The sequence below is a fragment of the Streptomyces sp. NPDC056628 genome (assembly GCF_042792555.1).
GTDB lineage: Bacteria > Actinomycetota > Actinomycetes > Streptomycetales > Streptomycetaceae > Streptomyces.
In genome coordinates this window covers 360,737-382,288 of record NZ_JBHTWG010000002.1, presented here as the reverse complement: position 1 = coordinate 382,288, position 21,552 = coordinate 360,737, and the positions used below count along the sequence as shown (strand labels likewise).

The window sequence follows — 21,552 nt, the reverse complement described above, 5'->3', positions numbered from 1 at the left end:
TCCGCACGGCCGGAAACCGGCGATCGCCCGAGACCGACCGGTCCGGTCCGGTCAGTCGGGTCGCGCCGGTGTCCCGGTTCCGGCCAATATCGACGTACGACGCGACGGGCGGCGTGCCGGAACCGCGCGCCCGGCCCCTGGTCGCCGTCCTCGGGCTGCCCTGCGCGGACGCCGCCCCGCCCGCACCTTCACATGGCTGCCACGTCTCCTCCATATATAGGACACATCCAGCCGGGCCGCCCGGCGCGGGGCAGACGGTGCGCGCGCCGCCTGCCTAGCCTCCCGGGCCATGCGATCACCCCGTATGAGACGTCTGGGTCTCACCACCGTCCTCGCCCTCCTGCCGGCCGTGTTCGGGCTCGCCCCCGGCGCGAGCGCCGCGGACCCCGCGCCGGCGGACCTGGCCTTCGCCACCGACGCCGCGACGACCACGCCCGGCGGCACGGTGCGGCTCTCGATGACGTTCACCAACAACAAGTCGTACGACGTCCTGTTCGTCCACCAGACGATCCAGCCCACCTGGCTCACCACCCAGCGTCCCGACCTGAAGTACGGCTTCACCGGCTGCACGCTCGCCACCGCCGCGGGCAGCGCCCCGTGCGCCGGAACCGGGCCCGCCGACCTCGGCGCGAACTACGGGGCGACGGTCCCGCCGGGCCAGAGCCGCACCGTCACGCTGACGCTCCGGATCGCCGCCGACTCCGGCTGCAACGGCGACATCGGCTTCTACTCGTACTACTACGCCGAGTTCAGCGACGCGACCAGCATCAGCGGCGGCCCGGTCTTCACCCCGGAGACCCGGGTGCTCTGCGCCTGAGGTCCGGCCTGCCGTATGACCGCCGGCGCCCCGCGCGGGTCCCTCCCCCGCGCGGGGCACGGTGCCGAAAGCGAGCCGTATGGAGCAAGCGACCGGCCAGGGGGCGGCGAAACGCCGTCGTGGTCCTTCTCGCCCCTCGCCAAAGGGACGAACATGCCCGGTCATGGAGATCTTGCTCGTCGCCAGCGCGTTCAACAGCCTGTCCCAGCGCGTGTACGCGGAACTGTCCGACCAAGGGCACCGGGTGGACGTCGTCCTCGCCTCGCAGGGCGACGAGGCGGTCCGGACCGCGGTCCGCGCGGCCCGCCCGGAACTGATCATCGCCCCCATGCTGAAGACGGCCCTGCCGGAGGACGTGTGGCGGGAGCACACCTGTCTCGTCGTGCACCCGGGCCCACCGGGAGACCGCGGGCCGTCCGCCCTGGACTGGGCCGTCGCCGACGGGGTGACCCACTGGGGCGTGACCGTGCTCCAGGCCGAGGCGGGGATGGACGCGGGCGCCGTGTGGGCCGCCGAGACCTTCCCGGTGCCCGAGGTCGGCAAGAGCGACCTGTACCGGGGCGAGGTCTCCGACGCCGCCTCGGCCGCGGTGCTGCAGGCCGTGCGCCGCTACGCCGAAGGATCGTTCAAGCCGAAGCCCCAGACCGACCCCGCGGTCCGCGTGCTGTGGCGCGACGCCTACCGCCAGGACCAGCGCCGGATCGACTGGGACAGGGACGACACCCGGACGGTGGTGCGCAAGCTGCGCGGCGCCGACTCCCAGCCCGGGGTCCTGGACGAACTCCTCGGCCGTGAGCTGTTCCTGCACGGCGGGCACCCCGAGGACCGGCTGCGCGGACGCCCCGGCGAGCTGCTGGCGACCCGCGCCGGGGCGGTCTGCCGGGCCACCGTGGACGGCGCGGTCTGGATCCCCGAGCTGCGGCCCCGCAAGGCGTCCGGCGACCCGGCGCCGTTCCGCCGTCCGGCGGCCTCCGTGCTGGACTCCTACCAGCGGCCCGCCGAGCACCGGCTCCCGGAGATCGCCGCGCCGCTCGAACTGCCCGCCGACCGCACCACCTGGACCGACATCCGCTACCGGCAGCGCGGCGACGTCGGCTTCCTGCGCTTCTCGTTCCCCGGCGGCGCGATGAGCACCGAGCACTGCCGCCGGCTGCACGCCGCCTACCGGTACGCCCTCACCCGCCCGACCCGGCTGCTGGTGCTGGGCGGCGCCCGTGACTTCTTCGCCAACGGCATCCATCTGAACGTCATCGAGGCGGCGCCGGACAGCGCGGGCGAGTCCTGGTCGAACGTCAACGCCATGGACGACCTGGTCGAGGCGGTGCTGCGGACCACCGACCGGCTGGTGGTGGCGGCTCTCGGCGGCAACGCGGCGGCCGGCGGGGTCATGCTCGCCCTGGCCGCCGACGAGGTGTGGTGCCGCTCCGGCGCCGTCCTCAACCCGCACTACCGGCGGATGGGCCTGTACGGCTCCGAGTTCTGGACGTACTCGCTGCCGCGCCGGGTCGGCGTCGAGACGGCGCACCGGCTGACCACCGAGGCGTTCCCGGTGAGCGCCCCGAGCGCCGCGCGGATCGGCCTGGTGGACCGTCTGGTGCCCGTGCCGCCGCGGGAGTTCGGCGCCGAGGTGGACCGGCTGGCCGACGCCCTGGCCGGTGCCCCGGACCTGGAGCGGCGGATCGAGGCCAAGGCCGCGGCACGCCAGGCCGACGAGAAGCGGCAGCCGCTCGCCGAGTACCGGCGGGACGAACTCGCCCGGATGCGGGCCATCTTCTTCGACCCTCGCGCCCCCTACCACGCCCTGCGGTCGGCCTTCGTGCGCAAGCTGCCGGCAGGCGCACGGTGAGCGCGCGGCTGCTGGTGGCGGGCGTGGGGAACATCTTCCTCGCGGACGACGCCTTCGGCCCGGAGGTGATCCGTGCCCTGGACGACCGGCCCCTGCCGTCCGCAGCGACCGTGCGGGACTTCGGGATCCGCGGGCTCGACCTCGCCTACACCCTGCTCGACGGCTACGACACGGCCGTCCTGGTCGACGCGGCCGTCCGCGGCCACACCCCGGGCACCCTGTCGCTGATCGAGCCGGAGCTCCCCGACGGCTCGGCCGGCGGGCCGCCGCCCGAGGCGCACGGCATGGACCCGGCGAAGGTCCTGGCCCTCGCCGCCCACCTGGGCGACGGACCGCTCCCCCGGGTCCTCGTCCTGGCCTGCGAGCCCGAACGGGTCCCGCGCGGCGACGAGGACATCACCCCCGGCACGAGCGCGACCGTGCGGGCGGCCGTACGGCAGGCGGTGGCGGCCCTGCACACCCTGGTCCCGGCGCTGCTCGCCGACCCCGCGGCGACGCCCGCGTTGCGCCGCCCGGACGAATCCACGGGACCCTCCACGGCCGGGGTCCGGCCCGCGGGGACCGGCGGCGCGGAGGATCGGCAGCGGACCGGCACCCCGGTCCCTCCCCCACCGACCGCGAGGAGCAGCGCCGATGTGTGAGGCCGTGGAAGAGGTCGGCCAGGCCGTCCTGGCGAGGAACGACGGTCTGGCCGCGCACCTGCGCGAGGAGTTGGCCGGGCGCGGGGTGAGCGTGGTCAACCTGCTGTCCAGCCCGGGCAGCGGCAAGACGGAACTGCTGGGCCGCGTGCTCGTCCGGGCGATCGGGCGGGGCGTCCAGGTGGCCGCGCTCACCGCCGACCTGGCCACCGAGAACGACGCCCGGCGCCTCGCGCGGTCCGGCGCCCCGGTGAAACAGCTCCTCACCGACGGGCTGTGCCATCTGGAGGCCCGTCAGCTGCGCGGGCACGTCGAGTCCTGGCCGCCCGAGGGCACCTCGCTGCTCTTCGTGGAGAACGTCGGCAACCTGGTCTGCCCGGCCTCCTACGACCTCGGGGAGAGCCTGCGGATCGTCCTGATGGCGGTGACGGAGGGCGAGGACAAGCCGCTGAAGTACCCCACCGCGTTCGGCTCGGCCCACCTGGTGGTGCTGACCAAGTCCGACCTGGCGGCACCGGCCGGTTTCGACGCGGCCGCGTTCGAGGCGCATGTGCGGCGGGTCAACCCCGGCGTCGAGGTGGTCCGGTCCTGCGCCCGCACCGGGGAGGGCGTCGGCACCCTCCTGGAGCGGGTGCTCGCCGTCCGGGACGGCGCCCCGGCGCACACGCCTCCCCTCGCGCCACGGCCCCACTCCCCCGTCCACGCGGCCGGCCCGGTCTCGTGACCGCGCCCGTCAGCAACGGGGCGGTGCGCCGCCGCGTCGTCGTGCGCGGCACCGTGCAGGGGGTGGGGTTCCGGCCGTTCGTGCACCGCCTCGCCACCGATCTCGCGCTGGCCGGCTTCGTCAGCAACACGGCGAACGGGGTGCTCATCGAGGTGGAGGGACTGCCGGACGGCGTCGACCGGCTGTGCGACCGGCTGGCCGCCGAGCCGCCACCGCTGGCGGCGGTCACCGGCGTCGAGGTCGAGGACCTGCCGGTCACCGGCGCCGACGACACCTTCACCATCCGCTCCACCGACCGCTCCCCGGGCCGTACCCTCCTGCCGCCCGACACGGCGACGTGCGACGCCTGCCTGCGCGAGCTGGCCGACCCGCAGGACCGCCGCCACCGGCACCCCTTCCTCACCTGCACCCACTGCGGCCCCCGCTTCACCATCGCCACGGGCCTGCCCTACGACCGTGCCGTCACCACCATGGACGGCTTCCCGATGTGCGCCGCGTGCGCCCGGGAGTACGGCGATCCCGCCGACCGCCGCTTCCACGCCCAGCCGGTGGCCTGCCCGGACTGCGGGCCCCGGCTGCGCCTGGAGCCGGCCTCCGGCACCGGGGTCCGGGCCGCGCGGGACGGTGACGCGCTCGCGGTGGCCCGAACGCTGCTGGCGGGTGGCCGGATCGTCGCCGTGAAGGGCCTCGGCGGCTACCACCTGGCCTGCGACGCGACCGACGCACGAGCCGTGGACACGCTGCGCGGCCGCAAGGAGCGTGGTGGCAAGCCGTTCGCGGTGATGTGCGCGGACATCGACGCCGTACGGCGGGTCGCGCTGCCCTCGCCGGCCGAGCTGGCCGCCGTGACCGGACCCCGCCGGCCCATCGTGCTGATGCGCCGGCGCGGGGCCGACGAGCCGCTCGCGCCCGGCGTCTGCCCCGGCAGCCCGCACCTCGGGGTGATGCTGCCGTACACCCCGCTGCACTCCCTGCTGTTCGGGCTGCCGGGCGATCCGCCGGGTCCGCGGGTGCTCGTGATGACCAGCGGGAACCGGTCCGGGGAGCCGATCGTCACGGACGACGAGGAGGCGCTGACCCGGCTGGCGGGCCTCGCGGACGCCTGGCTCGCGCACGACCGGCCCATCGCCTCGCCGTGCGACGACTCCCTGCTGCGGGTGCGCAGCGACGGCACCGAGCAGGTGCTGCGCCGCTCCCGCGGGTACGTCCCGAGCCCGCTGCGGCTGCCCGTGACGCTGCGTCCGGCGCTCGCGGTGGGCGGCGACCTGAAGAATGCGCTGTGCGTCGGCGAGGGCGACCTGGCGTGGTTCGGACCGCACATCGGCGACATCGGAGAACTCGCCACCCTGGAGGCGGCCGGCCGGGCCGAGGCGCACATGCGGCACCTGACCGGCGTGGCCCCCGAGGTGGTCGCCGCGGACCGGCACCCGGGGTACCACTCGGCGCGGTGGGCCCGGCTGCAGGCCGCCCACCTGCGGCTGCGGTCACCGGTGTTCGTCCAGCACCACCACGCCCACGTCGCCTCCGCCATGGCCGAGCACGGGCTCGACGGCAGCGATCCGGTGATCGGGGTCGCGTTCGACGGCACGGGTTACGGCGACGACGGCACCGTCTGGGGCGGCGAGTTCCTGCTCGCCGGCTACGGCGGCTACCGGCGCCTCGCCCACCTCACACCGGCCCCGCTGCCCGGCGGGGACGCCGGGGTGGCCAACCCCTGCCGGCTGGCGCTGGCCCGGCTGTGGGCCGCGGGGGTGCGATGGGAGCCGGACCTGCCGTGTGTCGCCGCCTGCGAGCCCGACGAACTCGCGCTGCTGGAGCGTCAGCTGACGCGGGACGTGGCGTGCGCGGCGACCTCCAGCATGGGCCGGCTCTTCGACGCGGTGTCGTCCCTGGCGGGCGTCTGCCACCGCGCCGAGTACGAGGCGCAGGCCGCCCTGGAGCTGGAGGCGGCGGCCACCACCGCCTGGGACGCCGACGACGAGGCGTACACCTTCGGGACGGCCGGCGGCCTGTGCGACCCCGCGCCCGTCCTGCGCGCCCTCGTCGCCGACCTGCGGGCGGGGGCGCCCGTCCCGGTGCTCGCCGCGCGCTTCCACCGGGGTGTCGCGCGGGCGGTGGCAGAGCTGTGCCGGCAGGCCCGGGAGGACACCGGCCCGGGCACGGTCGCCCTGAGCGGCGGGGTGTTCGCCAACGCGCTGCTGGAGGAGGAGTGTGCGCGGCTGCTGGCCGCGGACGGCTTCACGGTGCTGCGGCACGGCGAGGTCCCGCCGAACGACGGCGGGCTGGCCCTCGGCCAGCTGGTGGTCGCGGCGCACCGGCGAACGAAGGAGTGACGCATGTGTCTGGCAGTGCCCGGCAAGGTGGTGGCCATCGAGGACGGCGCCGACCCGCTCACCGGGCTGATCGACTTCGGCGGGGTGCGCAAGCAGGCGTGCCTGGAGTACGTGCCCGACGTCCGGGTGGGTGAGTACGTCATCGTGCACGTCGGCTTCGCGCTGCAGCGCCTCGACGAGGAGTCCGCCCTGGCCTCGCTGAAGCTTTTCGAGGAACTGGGGCTGCTGGAGGAGGAGTTCGGGGACGCCTGGCAGCAGGCGGCCCGGGAGTCGGGGGAACCCGCGCCCGCGGGGCGCCAGGACGGCGGGAGTGAGCCCCGGTGAGGTACATCGACGAGTTCAACGACCCGGAGCTGGCCCGACGGCTGCTGGACGAGATCCGCGCGACCGCCACCCGCCCCTGGGCGATGATGGAGGTGTGCGGCGGTCAGACGCACTCGATCATCCGGCACGGCATCGACCAGTTGCTGCCCGAGCAGGTCGAGTTGATCCACGGCCCCGGCTGCCCGGTGTGCGTGACGCCGCTGGACGTCATCGACAAGGCCCTGGAGATCGCCGCCCGCCCGGAGGTGATCTTCTGTTCGTTCGGGGACATGCTGCGGGTGCCCGGCACCGACCGGGACCTGTTCCGGGTCAAGGGCGGGGGCGGCGACGTACGGGTGGTGTACTCGCCGCTCGACGCGCTGGAGCTGGCCCGCCGCAACCCGGACCGGCAGGTGGTGTTCTTCGCGATCGGTTTCGAGACCACCGCCCCCGCCAACGCCATGGCCGTGCACCGGGCCCGCCGCGAGGGGCTGGGCAACTTCAGCCTGCTCGTCTCGCACGTGCGGGTGCCCCCGGCGATCGAGGCCGTCATGACGGCGCCGTCCTGCCGGGTGCAGGGCTTCCTCGCCGCCGGGCACGTGTGCAGCGTGATGGGGACGGCCGAGTACCCGGGGCTCGCGGACCGGTTCGGCGTGCCGATCGTGGTCACCGGGTTCGAGCCGCTGGACATCCTGGAGGGCATCCGGCGCACGGTGCGGCAGCTGGAGCGCGGCGAGCACCGGGTGGAGAACGCCTACCCGCGCGCGGTCCGCGACGACGGCAACCCGGCGGCCGTACGGATGATCGAGGAGGTGTTCGAGGTCACCGACCGCAACTGGCGGGGCATCGGGCGCATCCCGTCCAGCGGCTGGCGGCTGAGCGAGGCGTTCCGGGCGTACGACGCCGAGCACCGCTTCGACGTGGCCGGCATCCGGACCGAGGAGCCCGCCGAGTGCCGCAGCGGCGAGGTGCTGCAGGGCCTGATCAAGCCGACCGAGTGCGCCGCGTTCGGGACCACGTGCACGCCGCGCACACCGCTCGGCGCCACGATGGTCTCCAGCGAGGGCGCCTGCGCCGCCTACTACCTGTACCGCCGGATGAACACGCCCGTCCCGCAGGGCGTCCGGCCCGCGGCCGAGGAGCTGAACCCCGTTGCCTGAACGTCTCGCGGACGTGGTCGACCCGGCCGCTTGGACCTGTCCCGCTCCCCTGCGCGACCAGCCCGTCGTCGTGATGGGGCACGGGGGCGGCGGCGCGCTGTCGGCGGAGCTGATGGAACAGGTCTTCGCCCCGGCCTACGGCAACAGCACGCTCGCCGCGCTCACCGACTCCTCCGTCCTCGAACTCGGCGGCGCGCGCCTCGCGTTCTCCACCGACTCGTACGTGGTGCGGCCCCTGTTCTTCCCGGGGGGCTGCCTCGGTGACCTCGCGGTCAACGGCACGGTCAACGACCTGGCGATGAGCGGGGCCCGGCCGGCCTACCTGTCCGCCGCGTTCGTCCTGGAGGAGGGCGTGGAGCTGGAGGTCGTGGAGCGGATCGCGCGGGCCATGGGCGCCGCGTCCGAGGCGGCCGGGGTCACCATCGCCACCGGCGACACCAAGGTGGTGGAATCGGGCCACGGCGACGGGGTGTACGTCACCACCGCCGGGGTGGGACTGGTGCCCGACGGGGTGGACATCCGCCCGCAGCGGGCGCGGCCCGGTGACGTCGTCATCGTCAGCGGCCCGATCGGGCTGCACGGCGTGGCGATCATGAGTGTCCGGGAGGGCCTGGAGTTCGGGGTCGAGGTCGCCAGTGACAGCGCGCCGCTCGCGGACCTGGTGGCGGCCATGCTGGCCGTCACACCGGACGTGCATGTGCTGCGCGATCCCACGCGGGGCGGTCTTGCCACGTCGCTCAACGAGATCGCCCGCGCCTCCGGGACGGGGGTGCGGCTCAGCGAGCGTGCCGTCCCGGTGCCGGACGCGGTGGCCAACGCCTGCGGGTTCCTCGGGCTCGACCCGCTGTACGTGGCCAACGAGGGACGGCTGGTCGCGTTCGTGCCCCCGTCGGCGGCGGACGAGGTCCTCGCGGCGATGCGGGCCCAGCCGCACGGGGCGCAGGCCGTGGTGATCGGTGAGTGCGTCGCCGAGCACCCCGGGATGGTCGTCGTCGCGACGGGCCTCGGCGGCACCCGGGTGGTGGACCTGCCGCTGGGCGAGCAGCTTCCGCGGATCTGCTGACGGGCGTGTGTCAGCGGACGGCCGGTTCGATGCCGGTGATCTCCAGTTCCCGGCCGCTGCGCAGGTCCGAGGAGGGCCGGTCGCAGCGCGGGCACCAGAAGAACGGTGGCATGCCGACCGCGAACTCCTCGGCGCACGCCCCGCACCAGGCCTGGGCGGGGACCTGCTCGACCACCAGCCGCGCGGCGGCGAGGGCGGTGCCGTCGCGGGCCACCTCGAAGGCGAAGTCCAGGGCGTCGGGGACGACACCCGCCAGTTCGCCGACGCGGACGGTCACCGCCGACACGGTGTCCGCCCCCTCGGCCCGGGCCAACTCGCCGGCCCGCTCGATGATCGCGGTCGCGATCGACAGCTCGTGCACGGCCCGCTCACGGGTAGCGGCGGCCCGCGCGCAGACCGCCCGCCATCCGCCAGATCCGTACCTCGCGCCGCAGGCTGGGCAGTTCCCACACCAGCAGGACCAGTGCGAGGGCGCCCAGCAGGACGGCCTCGGCCTTCAGCACCCGCATTCCGCTCATCCCGGCTCCTTTGCTCCCGGCGCCGCACCGGCGCGCCCGTCGGTCGTTCATCGCGGTCACTCCCCGCCGTCCGTCATCCCGGTGAGATGTTCGGCATGGCGTCCACCAGGGCGTCGTGCCGCTTCCAGCGGATCCCGGTGGAACGGCGCGCGTCGGAGGTGCCGTCCCGGTGGTGGCCCGTCTGGTCCTGGTAGCGGCCGTGGTTGCCCTGGTGCGTACCGGACACATGGCCGGGGGTGTCGGGCTTGGCCTGGGCCCTGCCGACCCGGATGCTGCCCATGGTGTTCTCCTTCCTCGTCGGCGCGCCGCGGGGCGCGCTCACGACCTCTCGGTGAGGGCGGCGAAGAACTGTTCGACGGCCGGCCAGATCGCGCCGCCGCCGGACAGCCCGCGCCAGTGCCGGCGGACGACGGCGACCATGCGGTAGCAGTCGTCGACCGGCACGATCCAGTGGTGGTCGGCGCCGTGCACGGTGTTCACCAGCAGTGCCTCCACCTCGGGTTCCACGGTGGCGAGCGGCGGACACGTCCGCGTGAGGCGCCGCCAGGCCGCCGCGTCCACCTCCCACCGCATGGCCCCGGCCGGGCTCGGCCCCTCGGCGGTGACCGTGCCGTCGGCGCGGGGCACGAAGAAGACCAGCCCGACGGGCACGCCGAGGACGTCCGTCTCGACCGCGGGCAGCCGGACCCGACGTCGGGGCACCAGCCGGTACCGGCCCTCGCCCCCACCGCCCCGGTCGAACAGCACCGAGCAGGGGCCGCACACACAGCGCACCCGCTGCTCCTCGGCGTCGTGCAGATGGGCGTGGTCCTCGGGGACCGGCGCCGCGCACAGCTCGCACACCTCCGCGTCCGCCGCCGCGCGGCCGGCCGTGGAGCGGATGAGCCGGGCCAGGGCGCCGCCGGTGGTCACGGCGCGCTCCGGTGGGTCAGGGTGGTCAGCGGTACGAACGCCGGGGCGGACGGGCCTCCGGCGGGGTCCGGCACCGGTTCGACGTCCGTCAGTTCCGGGGCGGCGGCGAGGACGGCGGCCCGTACGGCGCCGGTGACGTCGGCTCCGCCGCTGCCGCAGCCGCCGCCGCAGCCGCCTCCCGCCGTCAGCCGCACCCGGGCGACGCCGCCCTCCACACCGACCCATTCGACGTCGCCGCCGCGTTCCCGGACGGCGGGGCGCAGCCGCTCGACGGCGCGGGCCGCCCGGCGTTCGGCGGGTTCGGGGTGGATGTCGTGCAGCACCAGCAGGTGCCCGAGCAGTTCGTCGTCGGCGAGGCGTGCGGCGAGGGCGGCGTCGGCGAGGTCCAGGACGCGGGCCAGTGCCTCGCCGTAGACCTCGGTCAGCAGGCCCAACGCCTCGGTGGCGGGGCGGGCGACGGGTCCGGGTGTGGACTCCAGGCCCTCCAGGAGATCGTCGAGCCGGGCGAGCCGGGCCTCGACGTCCGGATCGGCCAGCCGGGCGGGGCCTTGCTCACCCATGGCTCGCCCCGTAGGTCGGGGAGTGCGTGGTGGTCAGCGTCTTCCCCTTGCCGACGTACATGTGGACGCCGCACGGCAGACAGGGATCGAAGCTGCGGACGGTGCGCATGATGTCGACGCCCTTGAAGTCGTCGGGGCCGTTCTCCTCGAAGATCGGCTGTCCCTGGACGGCGTCCTCGTACGGGCCGGGTGTGCCGTACATGTCCCGGGGGCTGGCGTTCCACGGGGTGGGCGGGTACGGGTGGTAGTTGGCGATCTTCCTGTCCTTGATCACCAGGTGATGGGAGAGGACGCCGCGCACCGCCTCGTGGAAGCCGCAGCCGATCGCCTCGTCGGGCACCTCGTAGTTCTGGAACACCCTGGTGTCGCCGACGCGGACGAGGTCCATGGCCTCCTCCAGGAACTGGAGGGACATGGCGGCCGCGTAGGCGACGAAGTAGGGGCGGGCGCGGTCCCGTTCGATGGTGTTGCTCCACTTGGGGATGCGCCATTCCAGGGTGGTCTCCGGCAGGCTCTCCCCCTTGGGCAGGGAGATGCGGACGCTGTCGCCGGTGGCCTTGACGTACGGGGTGTCGACGATGCCGCTGAGCGCGGTGGACCACAGGCGGGCCAGCGGGCCGCCGCCGGTGTCCAGGGCGAGGTGGTCGCCGGTGCGCGGGTCGAGCCAGCGCGGGCTCATCACCCAGCTGTAGTTGCCGTCGAAGTCGCGCTTCTGCGGGACCGGCACCGTCGTCTGGTTCCAGGGGTGGCGCATGTCGACGGGGTTGCCGAGCGGGTCGCGGGTGACGAAGGGCTCCTCGTTGACCCAGTCCTCGTAGAAGGAGCTGCCGAGCATGACGCGCAGGCCGAGGTTGATGTCGACGAGGTTGTTGGTGACCAGTTCACCGTCCACGATGACGCCGGGGGTGACGTACATGGCCTTGCCCCAGGTGTTCATCGTCTCGTAGCGGTAGTCGACGACCTTGGGGTCCTGGAAGGCGCCCCAGCAGCCGAGCAGGACGCGGCGGCGGCCGACCTCCTCGTAGCCGGGCAGCGCCTCGTAGAAGAAGTCGAAAACGTCGTCGTTGAGGGCGACGGCCTTCTTGACGAAGTCGATGATCCGCATGAGCCGGCTGAGGTAGTCGGTGAACACGGTGGGCTGGGGCATCGTGCCGACGCCGCCCGGGTACAGCGTGGAGGGGTGGACGTGCCGCCCCTCCATCAGGCAGAACATCTCGCGGGTGACGCGGCTGACCTTCAGGGCCTCCTTGTAGATCTCGCCCTCGAAGGGGTTGAAGGCCCGCATGATGTCGGCGATGGTCCGGTAGCCGTGGATGTCGCCGCGCGGCGCGGCGGTGCGTTCGGCGCGGGCCAGGACCCCGGGGTTGGTGGCCTTGACCATGGCCTCGCAGAAGTCCACGAAGACCAGGTTGTCCTGGAAGATGGTGTGGTCGAACATGTACTCGGCCGCTTCGCCGAGGTTGACGATGTGCTCGGCGAGGGTGGGCGGCTTGACGCCGTAGGCCATCTGCTGGGCGTAGTCGGAGCAGGTGGTGTGGTTGTCGCCGCAGATACCGCAGATGCGGGAGGTGATGAAGCCTGCGTCCCGGGGGTCCTTGCCCTTCATGAACACCGAGTAGCCACGGAACAGCGACGAGGTGCTGTGGCACTCGACGACTTCCCGGTTGGCGAAGTCGATCTTCGTGTAGATGCCCAGGTTCCCGATGATCCGGGTGATCGGGTCCCAGGACATGTCCACGATCTGTGGCGGCTTGCGCTCCGTCGCGCGCGCCTCGGTGGTCGTCATCTGCGGTACTGCCCCTCGCTGTCGATGGCCGTGAGTGGGTGGCGGCGGGTGGGTGTGACCCGGGGTCAGGGCCGCCAGTGCGGGTCGTAGCCGCTGGTCAGCTTGCGCTTGTTGTGCCGCCACCTGGGCTCGTGGTTGACGAGTTCGTTGGTCATCCCGCGCAGGCGGCGGATGATGGCGCCGTACGGCTTGATGGCGAGCGTCGACAGGGTGCCGCCGGGTGGCTCGTCCATGAACGGCATGAAGGCGTCCGGGAAGCCGGGCATCGTGCAGCCGATGCAGATGCCGCCGACGTTCGGGCAGCCGCCGATGCCGGCCATCCAGCCCCGCTTGGGCACGTTGCAGTTGACGACCGGACCCCAGCAGCCCGTCTTCACCAGGCACTTGGGCGAGTTGTAGTCCTTCGCGAAGCTCGCCTGCTCGTAGTACGAGCCGCGGTCGCAGCCCTCGTGGACGGTCTTGCCGAACAGCCACTGCGGGCGCAGCATGTGGTCCAGCGGCGGCGGGGGCGCCGATCCGGCCGCGTGGTACAGGACCCAGACCAGGGTCTCCATGAAGTTCTCCGGCTGGATGGGGCAGCCGGGCACGTTCACCACGGGAAGGCCGCCCCGCGAGCGGTAGTCCCAGCCCAGGTAGTCGGCGAGGCCCATGGAGCCGGTCGGGTTGCCGGCCATGGCGTGGATGCCGCCGAACGTGGCGCAGGTGCCGGCGGCGACCACCGCCCATGCCCTGGGCGCGAGTTGGTCGATCCATGAGTTCAGCGTCTGCGGCTCGCCGGTCTCCGGGTCGTTGCCGAACGACGTCCAGTAGCCGTCGCCCTCGATGATGTTCTGGTTGGGGATCGACCCCTCGATGACCAGGATGAACGGAGCCAGGTCGCCGCGGGCCGCCGCCCGGTAGGGGGCGAGGAAGTCCTCGCCGCCCAGACTGGGCGAGAGCACCTTGTTGACCAGGTCGACCTTCGGCAGTCCGGGGATCAGACCGAGCACCAGGTCCTCGATGGACGGCTGGTCGGCGGCGGTCAGGGAGACCGTGTCGCCGTCGCAGCTCATGCCCTCGGAGATCCACAGGATGGTGATCTCGTCGAAGCCCTGCCGGTCGTCGCCGCGCACGGGTTCGCCCGCGACCTCGGTGGTGCTGCTGTGCCTCGTCATGTCATGCCTCCGCCGCGGGGGTGTCGGACGGTGCGGGCTCCAGCGGCTCGAGTTCGTCGGGCCGGAAGTAGTGGAAGCGGCCGTACCAGGTGTGCAGTTCGGATGCGGGATCGTCGTCGAGGGCGACGGCCAGGTGCACGCCGCCGTCCACGTCGTGGAAGACGGCGGCCACCTCGGCCGTCCGCCCGGTCAGGAACATGTCCTGCGCGTCCGCGCCGCGTCCCCGCGGGCGCAGCCGGACCCGGCTGCCGCCGCCGAGGGGCACGCCGTCGGCGAGCACCGTGTCGGTCGCCGGGGAGAGTCCGTCGTCGCCGCCCTCCTGCCACCACGCCGGGCGGTCGCCGAGCGGCGTGACCGGGCGGGCCGGGGTGAGGGAGCGGACGGCGCCGTGCAACCGGGCGAAGACCTCCGGCGGCATGGTGTCGACCCGGTCGAGGATCGCCGCGGCCCTGGGATCGGTGGCGCGTGCCTCGCGCTTCTCCTCGTCCGTCAACAGCATGGTGCGCAGGGTGAGGATCTCGTCGATCTCCGCCGCGTCGTGCAGGTCGCCCGGGCTCTCCGGCGCCACCTGCGGGTGGTCGGGGAGGATGATCGGTGCGGACAGCACCACGCGCGCGGTGCCGGGTTCGCCGCCGAGGACGGGGAACGTGAACTCGTTGCGGCAGGCGCGGGCCTGGTCGTGCAGCCCCGCGGGCGGGTCGATCAGCGAGACGAACTCGACGCCGTCGCCCCCGATCAGCGTGTGGGTGGCGAGGAACGCGCCGCGCAGGGCCTCGTCGCGTGCGGTCCGCGGGCCGGGGGCGAGTCCGGTGTGGGTGGTGCGCACCTGGAGCCGGACCAGGTCGGGGGCGCTCCGCTCGGCGGTGACGGTGACGCTGCCGCGCAGTTCCTCGCGGACGCGCACCACGCGCCCGGCGTCCGCGGGCAGCGGTTCGACGTCCGTGCCGCCGGGTGCCCCGACGGGGGCCGTGGTCCCCCGGACGACCCGCTCGTCGAGGCTCAGGGTGAGCGCTGCCTCGCGGGGCACGGCCTCGTCGAACGTCAGATGCACGGTGCCGTCGGCGGCACGCAGGGACGGCACGTCGCGGTGCCCGCCGTCCGCGCCGGCCTCCTGGACCTGCTTGCGCTGCATCTGCAGGAACCGCAGCCGGACGTGCACCGAGGCGCCGGGCCGCGGGGTCCGCAGCAGGCACTCGGTGCGCTGGTACCAGGAGTCGGCGGAGCCGGACACGGTGGGGGCGACGGGTCCGTCGGACTCCACCCAATCACGGGGGAAGAGCACGCCGAACTGCCAGCGGACCCGGTTCTTGGCGGAGGACCGGCGGTAGGGGTAGAGCAGATAGCCCTCGCAGAGCACGGCGTCGGCGACGGCGCCGATCCGCTCGAAGTCCCCCTCGGGCGCTGCCGCCGTGGCGGCGCCCGCGACCGGTCCGTCCGCCATCCTGCCTCCTCGGGTGCGGGTACCGGCGGATCCCTTCCACCACGGAAGCACCGCGCACCCGACCTCGCCCCTCCGGCTCACTCCGGGTGAGGCATTCGGATGACGGAGGCGGCCCACGGGCCGGGGCGCCCGCGGACGGCGGGAGCAACCGCGCGGCGCGGCAACACGTCTTCGTACGGGCGAGGGACCGTCCGGCTCCCCGCGACAGGAGGACGCGCACGATGAGCGAGAAGGCACGGCGGCTGTTCGAAGCCCTCGACCTCGACGACAGCGGGACCCTGACCCGCGCGGAGGTCATCGTCGCGCTCCGGTCCAAGGGCCCGTCGCTGGCCGCCTCGGGGGATCTGCCGCCCTGGGGTCTCGGGGACGAGAACGACTCGTCCGCGCTGTTCGACGCCGCCGACCTGAACGGCGACCAGGTGGTGACGCTGGAGGAGTTCGCGGCGGTGGTCGACCGCCGGTTCGGCTGGCGGGACCAGTGACGGCGGCGCCCCGCGCGGGATGACTCCCCGCGCGGGGCGCTCGGTCGTACGGCGAACGGGGTTACGGCTCAGGCGAGTTCGACGAGCAGGTCGCCGCCCTCCACCTGCTGGATCTTCCCGATGGCGAGCCGGGTCACCCGGCCGGCCTTCGCCGCGGTGATCGACGCCTCCATCTTCATGGCCTCGATGGTGGCGACCGTGGCGCCGGCCTCCACCTCGTCGCCCTCGCTGACCGTGAGGGTGACCACGCCCGCGAAGGGTGCCGCCACATGGCCGGGGTTCGACCGGTCGGCCTTCTCCGTCACCGGGACGTCCGAGGCCGCGACCCGGTCGCGGACCTGGATGGGCCGCAGCTGACCGTTCAGGGTGGACATCACGGTGCGCATACCGCGCTCGTCGGCGTCGCCGACGGCCTGCAGCTCGATGAGCAGCCGCACCCCGCGCTCCAGGTCGACGGCGTACTCCTTGCCCGGACGCAGTCCGTAGAAGAAGTCCTTGCTGTCCAGGACGCTGGTGTCGCCGTAGGAGTCGCGGTGCGTCTCGAACTCGCGCGTCGGGCCGGGGAACAGCAGCCGGTTCAGCGTGGCGCGCCGGTCCTTGGCCAGGCCCTCGCGGTCGTCGGCACCCAGCTCCGCGATCGGCTTCGCCTCGGCGCGGCCCTGGAGCGCCTTGGTCCGGAACGGCTCGGGCCAGCCGCCGGGCGGGGTGCCCAGCTCGCCGCGCAGGAAGCCGATGACGGAGTCCGGGATGTCGAAGCGGTCGGGCGCCGCCTCGAAGTCGGCCGGGGACACACCCGCGCCCACCAGGTGCAGCGCGAGGTCGCCGACCACCTTCGAGGAGGGGGTGACCTTGACGAGCCGTCCCAGCATCCGGTCCGCGGCGGCGTACATCGCCTCGATCTCCTCGAAGCGGTCGCCGAGGCCGAGGGCGACGGCCTGGGTGCGCAGGTTGGAGAGCTGCCCGCCGGGGATCTCGTGGTGGTAGACCCGGCCGGTGGGCGAGGCGAGCCCGGCCTCGAAGGGGGCGTAGACCTTGCGGACGCTCTCCCAGTACGGCTCCAGGTCGCCGACCGCCTGGAGGTCGAGCCCGGTGGGCCGCTCGGAGTGGTCGGTGGCGGCGACGATCGCCGACAGCGACGGCTGGGAGGTGGTGCCCGCCATGGACGCCACGGCCCCGTCGACCGCGTCGGCGCCCGCCTGGATCGCGGCGAGGTAGGTGGCGAGCTGACCGCCCGCGGTGTCGTGGGTGTGCAGGTGCACCGGCAGCTCGAACTCCCGGCGCAGCGCCGACACCAGCTTCGCCGCGGCCGGAGCCCGCAGCAGTCCCGCCATGTCCTTGACGGCCAGGACGTGCGCGCCCGCCTCGACGATCTGCTCGGCGAGGCGCAGGTAGTAGTCCAGGGTGTACAGGCGCTCCGACGGGTCGGACAGGTCGGAGGTGTAGCACAGCGCCACCTCGGCCACGGCCGTGCCGGTCTCCCGTACGGCCTCGATGGCCGGGCGCATCTGGGAGACGTCGTTGAGGGCGTCGAAGATGCGGAAGATGTCGATACCGGTGGCCGCCGCCTCCTGCACGAACGCGTCGGTCACCTCGGTGGGGTACGGCGTGTAGCCGACGGTGTTGCGGCCGCGCAGCAGCATCTGCAGGCAGATATTCGGCACGGCCTCCCGCAGGGCCGCCAGCCGCTCCCACGGGTCCTCGGCGAGGAAGCGCAGCGCCACGTCGTACGTCGCGCCGCCCCAGCACTCCAGGGACAGCAGCTCGGGCAGGGTGCGGGCCACCACCGGGGCGACGGCGAGCATGTCCTTGGTGCGCACCCGCGTGGCGAGCAGCGACTGGTGCGCGTCACGGAAGGTGGTGTCGGTGATCCCGATGGTCGGCGAGGACCGCAGCCAGTGCGCGAATCCCTCGGGGCCGAGTTCGGCGAGCCGCTGCCGGGAGCCGGGCGCCGGGTCGCCGGCCGGGAGCGGGGGCACCTTGGTCAGCGGGTCGAGCAGGTCGGGGCGTTCGCCGTGCGGCTTGTTGACCGTGACGTCGGCGAGATAGGTGAGCAGCTTCGTGCCGCGGTCGGCGGAGTGGCGGGCGGTGAGCAGGTGCGGGCGCTGCTCGATGAACGACGTGGTGACCCGGCCGGCCTGGAAGTCGGGGTCGTCGAGGACCGCCTGCAGGAAGGGGATGTTGGTGGCCACGCCGCGGATGCGGAACTCGGCCACCGCGCGCCGGGCGCGGCCCACCGCGGCGTTGAAGTCCCGGCCCCGGCAGGTCAGTTTGACCAGCAGGGAGTCGAAGTGGGCGTTGATCTCCGTACCGGCGTGGGTGGTTCCGCCGTCGAGCCGGATGCCGGAGCCGCCCGGTGAGCGGTAGGCGCTGATGCGGCCGGTGTCCGGGCGGAACCCGTTGGCGGGGTCCTCGGTGGTGATCCGGCACTGCAGGGCGGCGCCGCGCAGGGTGACGGTCTCCTGGGCGAGGCCGAGGTCGGCCAGGGTCTCGCCGGCGGCGATCCGCATCTGCGACTGCACCAGGTCGACGTCGGTGACCTCCTCGGTCACGGTGTGCTCGACCTGGATGCGCGGGTTCATCTCGATGAAGACGTGGTTGCCGTCCTGGTCGAGCAGGAACTCCACGGTGCCCGCGTTGCGGTAGCCGATCTGCCGGGCGAAGCGGACGGCGTCGGCGCAGATGCGGTCGCGCAGCTCCGGGTCGAGGTTGGGCGCGGGGGCCAGCTCGATGACCTTCTGGTGGCGGCGCTGCACGGAGCAGTCCCGCTCGTACAGGTGGATGACGCCGCCCTGCCCGTCGGCGAGGATCTGCACCTCGATGTGGCGGGGCTCGACGACGGCCTTCTCCAGGAAGACGGTGGAGTCGCCGAACGCCGACGCCGCCTCGCGGGACGCCGCCTCGATGGCCTCGCGCAGCTGGGCGGGCTCCTCGACCCGGCGCATGCCGCGCCCGCCACCGCCGGCGACCGCCTTGACGAAGACGGGGAACCCGACGTCGTCGGCGGCACGGACGAGTTCGTCGACGTCGGTGGAGGGCGCCGACGAGCCGAGCACGGGGACGCCGGCCTCGCGGGCCGCGGCGACCGCGCGGGCCTTGTTGCCGGTCAGCTCCAGGATGTCCGCGCTGGGGCCCACGAAGGTGATGCCCGCCTCCTCGCAGGCCCGCGCCAGGTCGGGGTTCTCGGACAGGAAGCCGTACCCCGGGTAGACGGCGTCCGCTCCGGCACGGCGCGCGGCGCGGACGATCTCCTCGACGGAGAGGTAGGCGCGGACCGGATGCCCGGGCTCCCCTATCTCGTACGCCTCGTCGGCCTTCAGCCGGTGCAGGGAGTTGCGGTCCTCGTGCGGGAAGACGGCGACGGTGCGCGCGCCCAGCTCGTAGCCCGCGCGGAACGCGCGAATCGCGATCTCCCCGCGGTTGGCGACCAGCACCTTGCGGAACATTCTTGATCCCTTCGGCCGGAGACTGAGCACCCATGGTGTCGGGGCGATCGTTTCCACGCTATGTGAGCCGGGCCACTGACAGTCGGCCCGGCGCCGGCCGCCACGCGCGCGTACGTGGGCGACCGGACGGGCCTACGCTGTTCCTGGGCCTCCTGTCGTCGCGGGAGGTGTGAGCGAGGTGCCTCATGGCCGGCGCGACTGACCACGGTGTGCCGACGCACGGCGCGATCGGCGACACGACGGGTCCGCTCACGTCCGCGGCGGGCCACGCGGATGTCTTCGAGGACCTGCTCCCGCTGGCCCTGTGGGTCGCCGACGGCGACGGGCTCCTCGTGCAGTGGTCGCCGGCCGCGCAGGACCTGCTCGGGTACACCCAGGAGCAGATGCTGGGGCGGGAGGCCAGGGTCGCGTTCGTCCCCGAGGAGAACCAGCGGCTCGCGGACCGGCTGGCCGGCTCGGTGCGGACCGGCGCGGCGGTGGTGGCGCGGCTGCCCCTGCGCCACCGCGACGGCACCCTCGTCGACGTGGAGATGTGGAACTGCCCGATCCCGGACGCCCGGGGCCGCACCGGGGTGCTGGCCATCGCGGCGGACACCTCCGCCGTGAAGGGGATGCGCGACGCGCTGGCGGCTCTGGAGGGGCTCTTCGAGCAGTCCCCCGTCGGGCTCGCGATGCTCGGTCCCGATCTGCGGTTCCTGCGGGTCAACGAGGCGCTGGCCCGGATGGACGGCGTCCCGGCGGCCGACCACGTCGGCCGGAGTGTCACGGACGTCTCGCCCGGCGCGGCCGCTCTCGAGACGGTGATGCGGGGGGTCCTTGAGCGGGGGGAGGCCGTGGTGGACCACCGGCACACCTGGCCCGGCGCGCACCCGGCACGGCGGCGGACCTGGTCGTGCTCCTACGCGCCCCTGCTCGGCGCGGCCGGCCGGCGGGTCGGGGTGATCGCCTCCCTGATCGACGTGACCCGCGAGCAGCGCGCCCACCTGGAGGCCGAGCGGGCCCGGCGGCGCCTCGCGCTGCTCGCGGAGGCGGGCGCGCAGATGGGCTCGACCCTGGATCTGCGGCAGACGGCCGAGGAGGTCGTCCGGGTGCTGGTGCCCCGGCTGGCCGACTCCGCGGACGTCCAGCTCCTGGAGGAGGCGGTGGCGCCGGACGAGACCGCCGCGTCCGCGCACGGCGTGGTCCGCCGGGTGGCGGCGTCCTTCACCGACTCGCGGGCACCGGCGGACCAGCTCGCGGTCGGCATGACCCAGCAGGTCCCGCGCGGATCGGTGTACGAGCAGGTCATCGACGCCGGCCGGGCCATGAACCTGTACCTCGCCGACATCGGGCAGCTGATCCCCGCCCCCGAGGCGCAGCCGCTGCGCGCGTACCTGCACGCGAGGGTCGGCTCGGCGCGGCTGGTGCCGCTGGTGGCCCGGGGGACGGTGCTGGGCGCGGTGGTGGTGACGCGGACGAGGGACCGCGAGCCGTTCGACCACCAGGACACGCTGCTGATCGACGAGCTGGTCGCGCGGGCGGCGCTGAACATCGACAACGCCCGTATGTACAGCCGGGAGCGGGACGCCGCGCTCACCCTGCAGCGCAGCCTCATGGACCCCTGTCTGCCGGACGTCCGCGGGCTGGAGCTCACCGGGCGCTATCTGCCGGCCGGCGAGCACGAGGTCGGCGGGGACTGGTTCGACGCGATCGCCCTGCCGGGCGGGCGGACCGCGCTGGTGATCGGGGACGTGATGGGGCACGGCATCCACGCGGCGGCCGTCATGGGACAGCTGCGCACCGCCGTACGGACCCTGGCGCGCCGCGACACCACCCCCGACCAGGTGCTGCGGTACCTGGACGCCGTCGTGGCCGATCTCGGGGAGAACGAGATGGCCACCTGTCTGTACGCCGTGCACGATCCGGTCTCCGGGCACTGCCTGGTCGTCAGCGCGGGGCATCCGCCGCCCCTGGTCGCCGACCGGCGGGGTGCGGTCGCCTTCCTGGACGGCCCGGCGGGCCCGCCGCTGGGTCTGGGCCGGCAGGACGGGCGGGTGCAGCACCTGCGTCTGGAGCCGCGCAGCCTCCTGCTGTCGTACACGGACGGGCTGATCGAGGCACGGGGCACCGACCTGGAGCAGGGCATGTGCCGGCTGGCGCGGGCGGTGCGCGACCCCGGCCGCCCGCTGGAGCGGATCTGCGACGACCTCCTGGCGGACCTCGTGCCCGGCACGGCCGACGACGACGTGGCCGTGCTCCTGGCGCGGGCCCTGCCCAGGTGAGAGGGCAGGACCGGCCGTCACCCGACCGAGGCACCCCGGCCGCCGTGATCAAGCACGGGGTGGGTACTCGGCTGATACTGGGAGGGAACGCCGCAAGGCCAGGCGTTCGGA

Annotated in this window: 19 protein-coding genes; 10 read left to right on the top strand and 9 right to left on the bottom strand. The window is 73.9% G+C overall.

Annotated features, from left to right (window positions below; all coding sequences use genetic code 11):
• The first annotated feature begins 304 nt into the window (after window positions 1–304).
• The 8 genes from ACFRAC_RS05120 (at window position 305) to hypE (ending at window position 8,884) form a co-directional block, all read left to right on the top strand.
• Entirely contained in the window at window positions 305–817 is a 513-nt protein-coding gene (locus ACFRAC_RS05120) for a hypothetical protein (protein ID WP_382920852.1), read from the top strand.
• 163 nt (window positions 818–980) lie between these two features.
• On the top strand, window positions 981–2,663 hold the full coding sequence (locus ACFRAC_RS05115) for a hydrogenase maturation protein (protein ID WP_382920849.1): 1,683 nt from the start codon (window positions 981–983) through the stop codon (window positions 2,661–2,663).
• The gene (locus ACFRAC_RS05110) at window positions 2,660–3,304 is read left to right on the top strand and encodes a hydrogenase maturation protease (RefSeq protein ID WP_382920846.1); all 645 of its coding nucleotides are present in this window, start codon (window positions 2,660–2,662) and stop codon (window positions 3,302–3,304) included. Before ACFRAC_RS05115 ends, ACFRAC_RS05110 begins: the two co-directional genes overlap by 4 nt.
• Window positions 3,297–4,025, top strand: a complete 729-nt coding sequence (gene hypB / locus ACFRAC_RS05105; protein WP_382920843.1) for a hydrogenase nickel incorporation protein HypB — start codon at window positions 3,297–3,299, stop codon at window positions 4,023–4,025. Before ACFRAC_RS05110 ends, hypB begins: the two co-directional genes overlap by 8 nt.
• Window positions 4,022–6,358 (top strand): carbamoyltransferase HypF, encoded by a 2,337-nt coding sequence (gene hypF, locus ACFRAC_RS05100; RefSeq protein ID WP_382920840.1) that lies wholly within the window; start codon window positions 4,022–4,024, stop codon window positions 6,356–6,358. The genes hypB and hypF overlap by 4 nt, the downstream gene beginning before the upstream one ends.
• A gap of 3 nt (window positions 6,359–6,361) precedes the next feature.
• Window positions 6,362–6,682, top strand: coding sequence for a HypC/HybG/HupF family hydrogenase formation chaperone (locus ACFRAC_RS05095; protein WP_382920837.1), 321 nt, complete (start codon window positions 6,362–6,364; stop codon window positions 6,680–6,682).
• Window positions 6,679–7,821, top strand: coding sequence for a hydrogenase formation protein HypD (hypD, locus tag ACFRAC_RS05090; RefSeq protein WP_382920834.1), 1,143 nt, complete (start codon window positions 6,679–6,681; stop codon window positions 7,819–7,821). Before ACFRAC_RS05095 ends, hypD begins: the two co-directional genes overlap by 4 nt.
• Window positions 7,814–8,884, top strand: coding sequence for a hydrogenase expression/formation protein HypE (gene hypE, locus ACFRAC_RS05085; RefSeq protein ID WP_382920831.1), 1,071 nt, complete (start codon window positions 7,814–7,816; stop codon window positions 8,882–8,884). Before hypD ends, hypE begins: the two co-directional genes overlap by 8 nt.
• 10 nt (window positions 8,885–8,894) lie before the next feature.
• Here hypE and hypA read toward each other — a convergent pair whose 3' ends face one another.
• The 8 genes from hypA to ACFRAC_RS05045 form a co-directional block, all read right to left on the bottom strand.
• Entirely contained in the window at window positions 8,895–9,245 is a 351-nt protein-coding gene (gene hypA, locus ACFRAC_RS05080) for a hydrogenase maturation nickel metallochaperone HypA (protein ID WP_382920828.1), read from the bottom strand.
• 7 nt (window positions 9,246–9,252) lie between these two features.
• Window positions 9,253–9,402: a hypothetical protein gene (locus tag ACFRAC_RS05075; protein WP_382920825.1), complete on the bottom strand. Its 150-nt coding sequence runs from the start codon at window positions 9,400–9,402 to the stop codon at window positions 9,253–9,255.
• A 73-nt stretch (window positions 9,403–9,475) separates the two neighbouring features.
• Window positions 9,476–9,682, bottom strand: a complete 207-nt coding sequence (locus tag ACFRAC_RS05070) for a hypothetical protein (RefSeq protein WP_382920822.1) — start codon at window positions 9,680–9,682, stop codon at window positions 9,476–9,478.
• Between the two features lie 38 nt (window positions 9,683–9,720).
• On the bottom strand, window positions 9,721–10,314 hold the full coding sequence (locus tag ACFRAC_RS05065; protein WP_382920819.1) for a DUF5947 family protein: 594 nt from the start codon (window positions 10,312–10,314) through the stop codon (window positions 9,721–9,723).
• A complete protein-coding gene (locus ACFRAC_RS05060; protein WP_382920816.1) occupies window positions 10,311–10,874 on the bottom strand; it encodes a NifU family protein in 564 nt (187 codons plus the stop codon). Before ACFRAC_RS05060 ends, ACFRAC_RS05065 begins: the two co-directional genes overlap by 4 nt.
• Window positions 10,867–12,660, bottom strand: a complete 1,794-nt coding sequence (locus ACFRAC_RS05055; protein WP_382920813.1) for a nickel-dependent hydrogenase large subunit — start codon at window positions 12,658–12,660, stop codon at window positions 10,867–10,869. Before ACFRAC_RS05055 ends, ACFRAC_RS05060 begins: the two co-directional genes overlap by 8 nt.
• 65 nt (window positions 12,661–12,725) lie before the next feature.
• On the bottom strand, window positions 12,726–13,814 hold the full coding sequence (locus tag ACFRAC_RS05050; protein ID WP_382920811.1) for a hydrogenase expression protein HypE: 1,089 nt from the start codon (window positions 13,812–13,814) through the stop codon (window positions 12,726–12,728).
• Between the two features lies 1 nt (window position 13,815).
• Window positions 13,816–15,255, bottom strand: a complete 1,440-nt coding sequence (locus ACFRAC_RS05045) for a hypothetical protein (protein WP_382920808.1) — start codon at window positions 15,253–15,255, stop codon at window positions 13,816–13,818.
• Window positions 15,256–15,476: 221 nt separating this feature from the next.
• Here ACFRAC_RS05045 and ACFRAC_RS05040 point away from each other — a divergent pair, with 221 nt between their 5' ends.
• Complete coding sequence (locus ACFRAC_RS05040; protein ID WP_382920805.1) at window positions 15,477–15,737, top strand: EF-hand domain-containing protein; 261 nt, start codon at window positions 15,477–15,479, stop codon at window positions 15,735–15,737.
• 68 nt (window positions 15,738–15,805) lie between these two features.
• Here the strand turns inward: ACFRAC_RS05040 and ACFRAC_RS05035 are convergent, their stop codons facing one another.
• Complete coding sequence (locus ACFRAC_RS05035; protein WP_382920802.1) at window positions 15,806–19,180, bottom strand: pyruvate carboxylase; 3,375 nt, start codon at window positions 19,178–19,180, stop codon at window positions 15,806–15,808.
• A gap of 185 nt (window positions 19,181–19,365) precedes the next feature.
• Here ACFRAC_RS05035 and ACFRAC_RS05030 point away from each other — a divergent pair, with 185 nt between their 5' ends.
• Entirely contained in the window at window positions 19,366–21,441 is a 2,076-nt protein-coding gene (locus tag ACFRAC_RS05030) for a SpoIIE family protein phosphatase (RefSeq protein ID WP_382920799.1), read from the top strand.
• Window positions 21,442–21,552: the final 111 nt, after the last annotated feature.

Coding starts and splice junctions, on each gene's coding strand:
- ACFRAC_RS05120 (WP_382920852.1), top strand. CDS start 305: ATGAGACGTCTGGGTCTCACCACCGTCCTCGCCCTCCTGCCGGCCGTG.
- ACFRAC_RS05115 (WP_382920849.1), top strand. CDS start 981: ATGGAGATCTTGCTCGTCGCCAGCGCGTTCAACAGCCTGTCCCAGCGC.
- hypB (WP_382920843.1), top strand. CDS start 3,297: ATGTGTGAGGCCGTGGAAGAGGTCGGCCAGGCCGTCCTGGCGAGGAAC.
- ACFRAC_RS05095 (WP_382920837.1), top strand. CDS start 6,362: ATGTGTCTGGCAGTGCCCGGCAAGGTGGTGGCCATCGAGGACGGCGCC.
- ACFRAC_RS05075 (WP_382920825.1), bottom strand. CDS start 9,402: ATGAGCGGAATGCGGGTGCTGAAGGCCGAGGCCGTCCTGCTGGGCGCC.
- ACFRAC_RS05070 (WP_382920822.1), bottom strand. CDS start 9,682: ATGGGCAGCATCCGGGTCGGCAGGGCCCAGGCCAAGCCCGACACCCCC.
- ACFRAC_RS05060 (WP_382920816.1), bottom strand. CDS start 10,874: ATGGGTGAGCAAGGCCCCGCCCGGCTGGCCGATCCGGACGTCGAGGCC.
- ACFRAC_RS05055 (WP_382920813.1), bottom strand. CDS start 12,660: ATGACGACCACCGAGGCGCGCGCGACGGAGCGCAAGCCGCCACAGATC.
- ACFRAC_RS05050 (WP_382920811.1), bottom strand. CDS start 13,814: ATGACGAGGCACAGCAGCACCACCGAGGTCGCGGGCGAACCCGTGCGC.
- ACFRAC_RS05045 (WP_382920808.1), bottom strand. CDS start 15,255: ATGGCGGACGGACCGGTCGCGGGCGCCGCCACGGCGGCAGCGCCCGAG.
- ACFRAC_RS05040 (WP_382920805.1), top strand. CDS start 15,477: ATGAGCGAGAAGGCACGGCGGCTGTTCGAAGCCCTCGACCTCGACGAC.
- ACFRAC_RS05035 (WP_382920802.1), bottom strand. CDS start 19,180: ATGTTCCGCAAGGTGCTGGTCGCCAACCGCGGGGAGATCGCGATTCGC.
- ACFRAC_RS05030 (WP_382920799.1), top strand. CDS start 19,366: ATGGCCGGCGCGACTGACCACGGTGTGCCGACGCACGGCGCGATCGGC.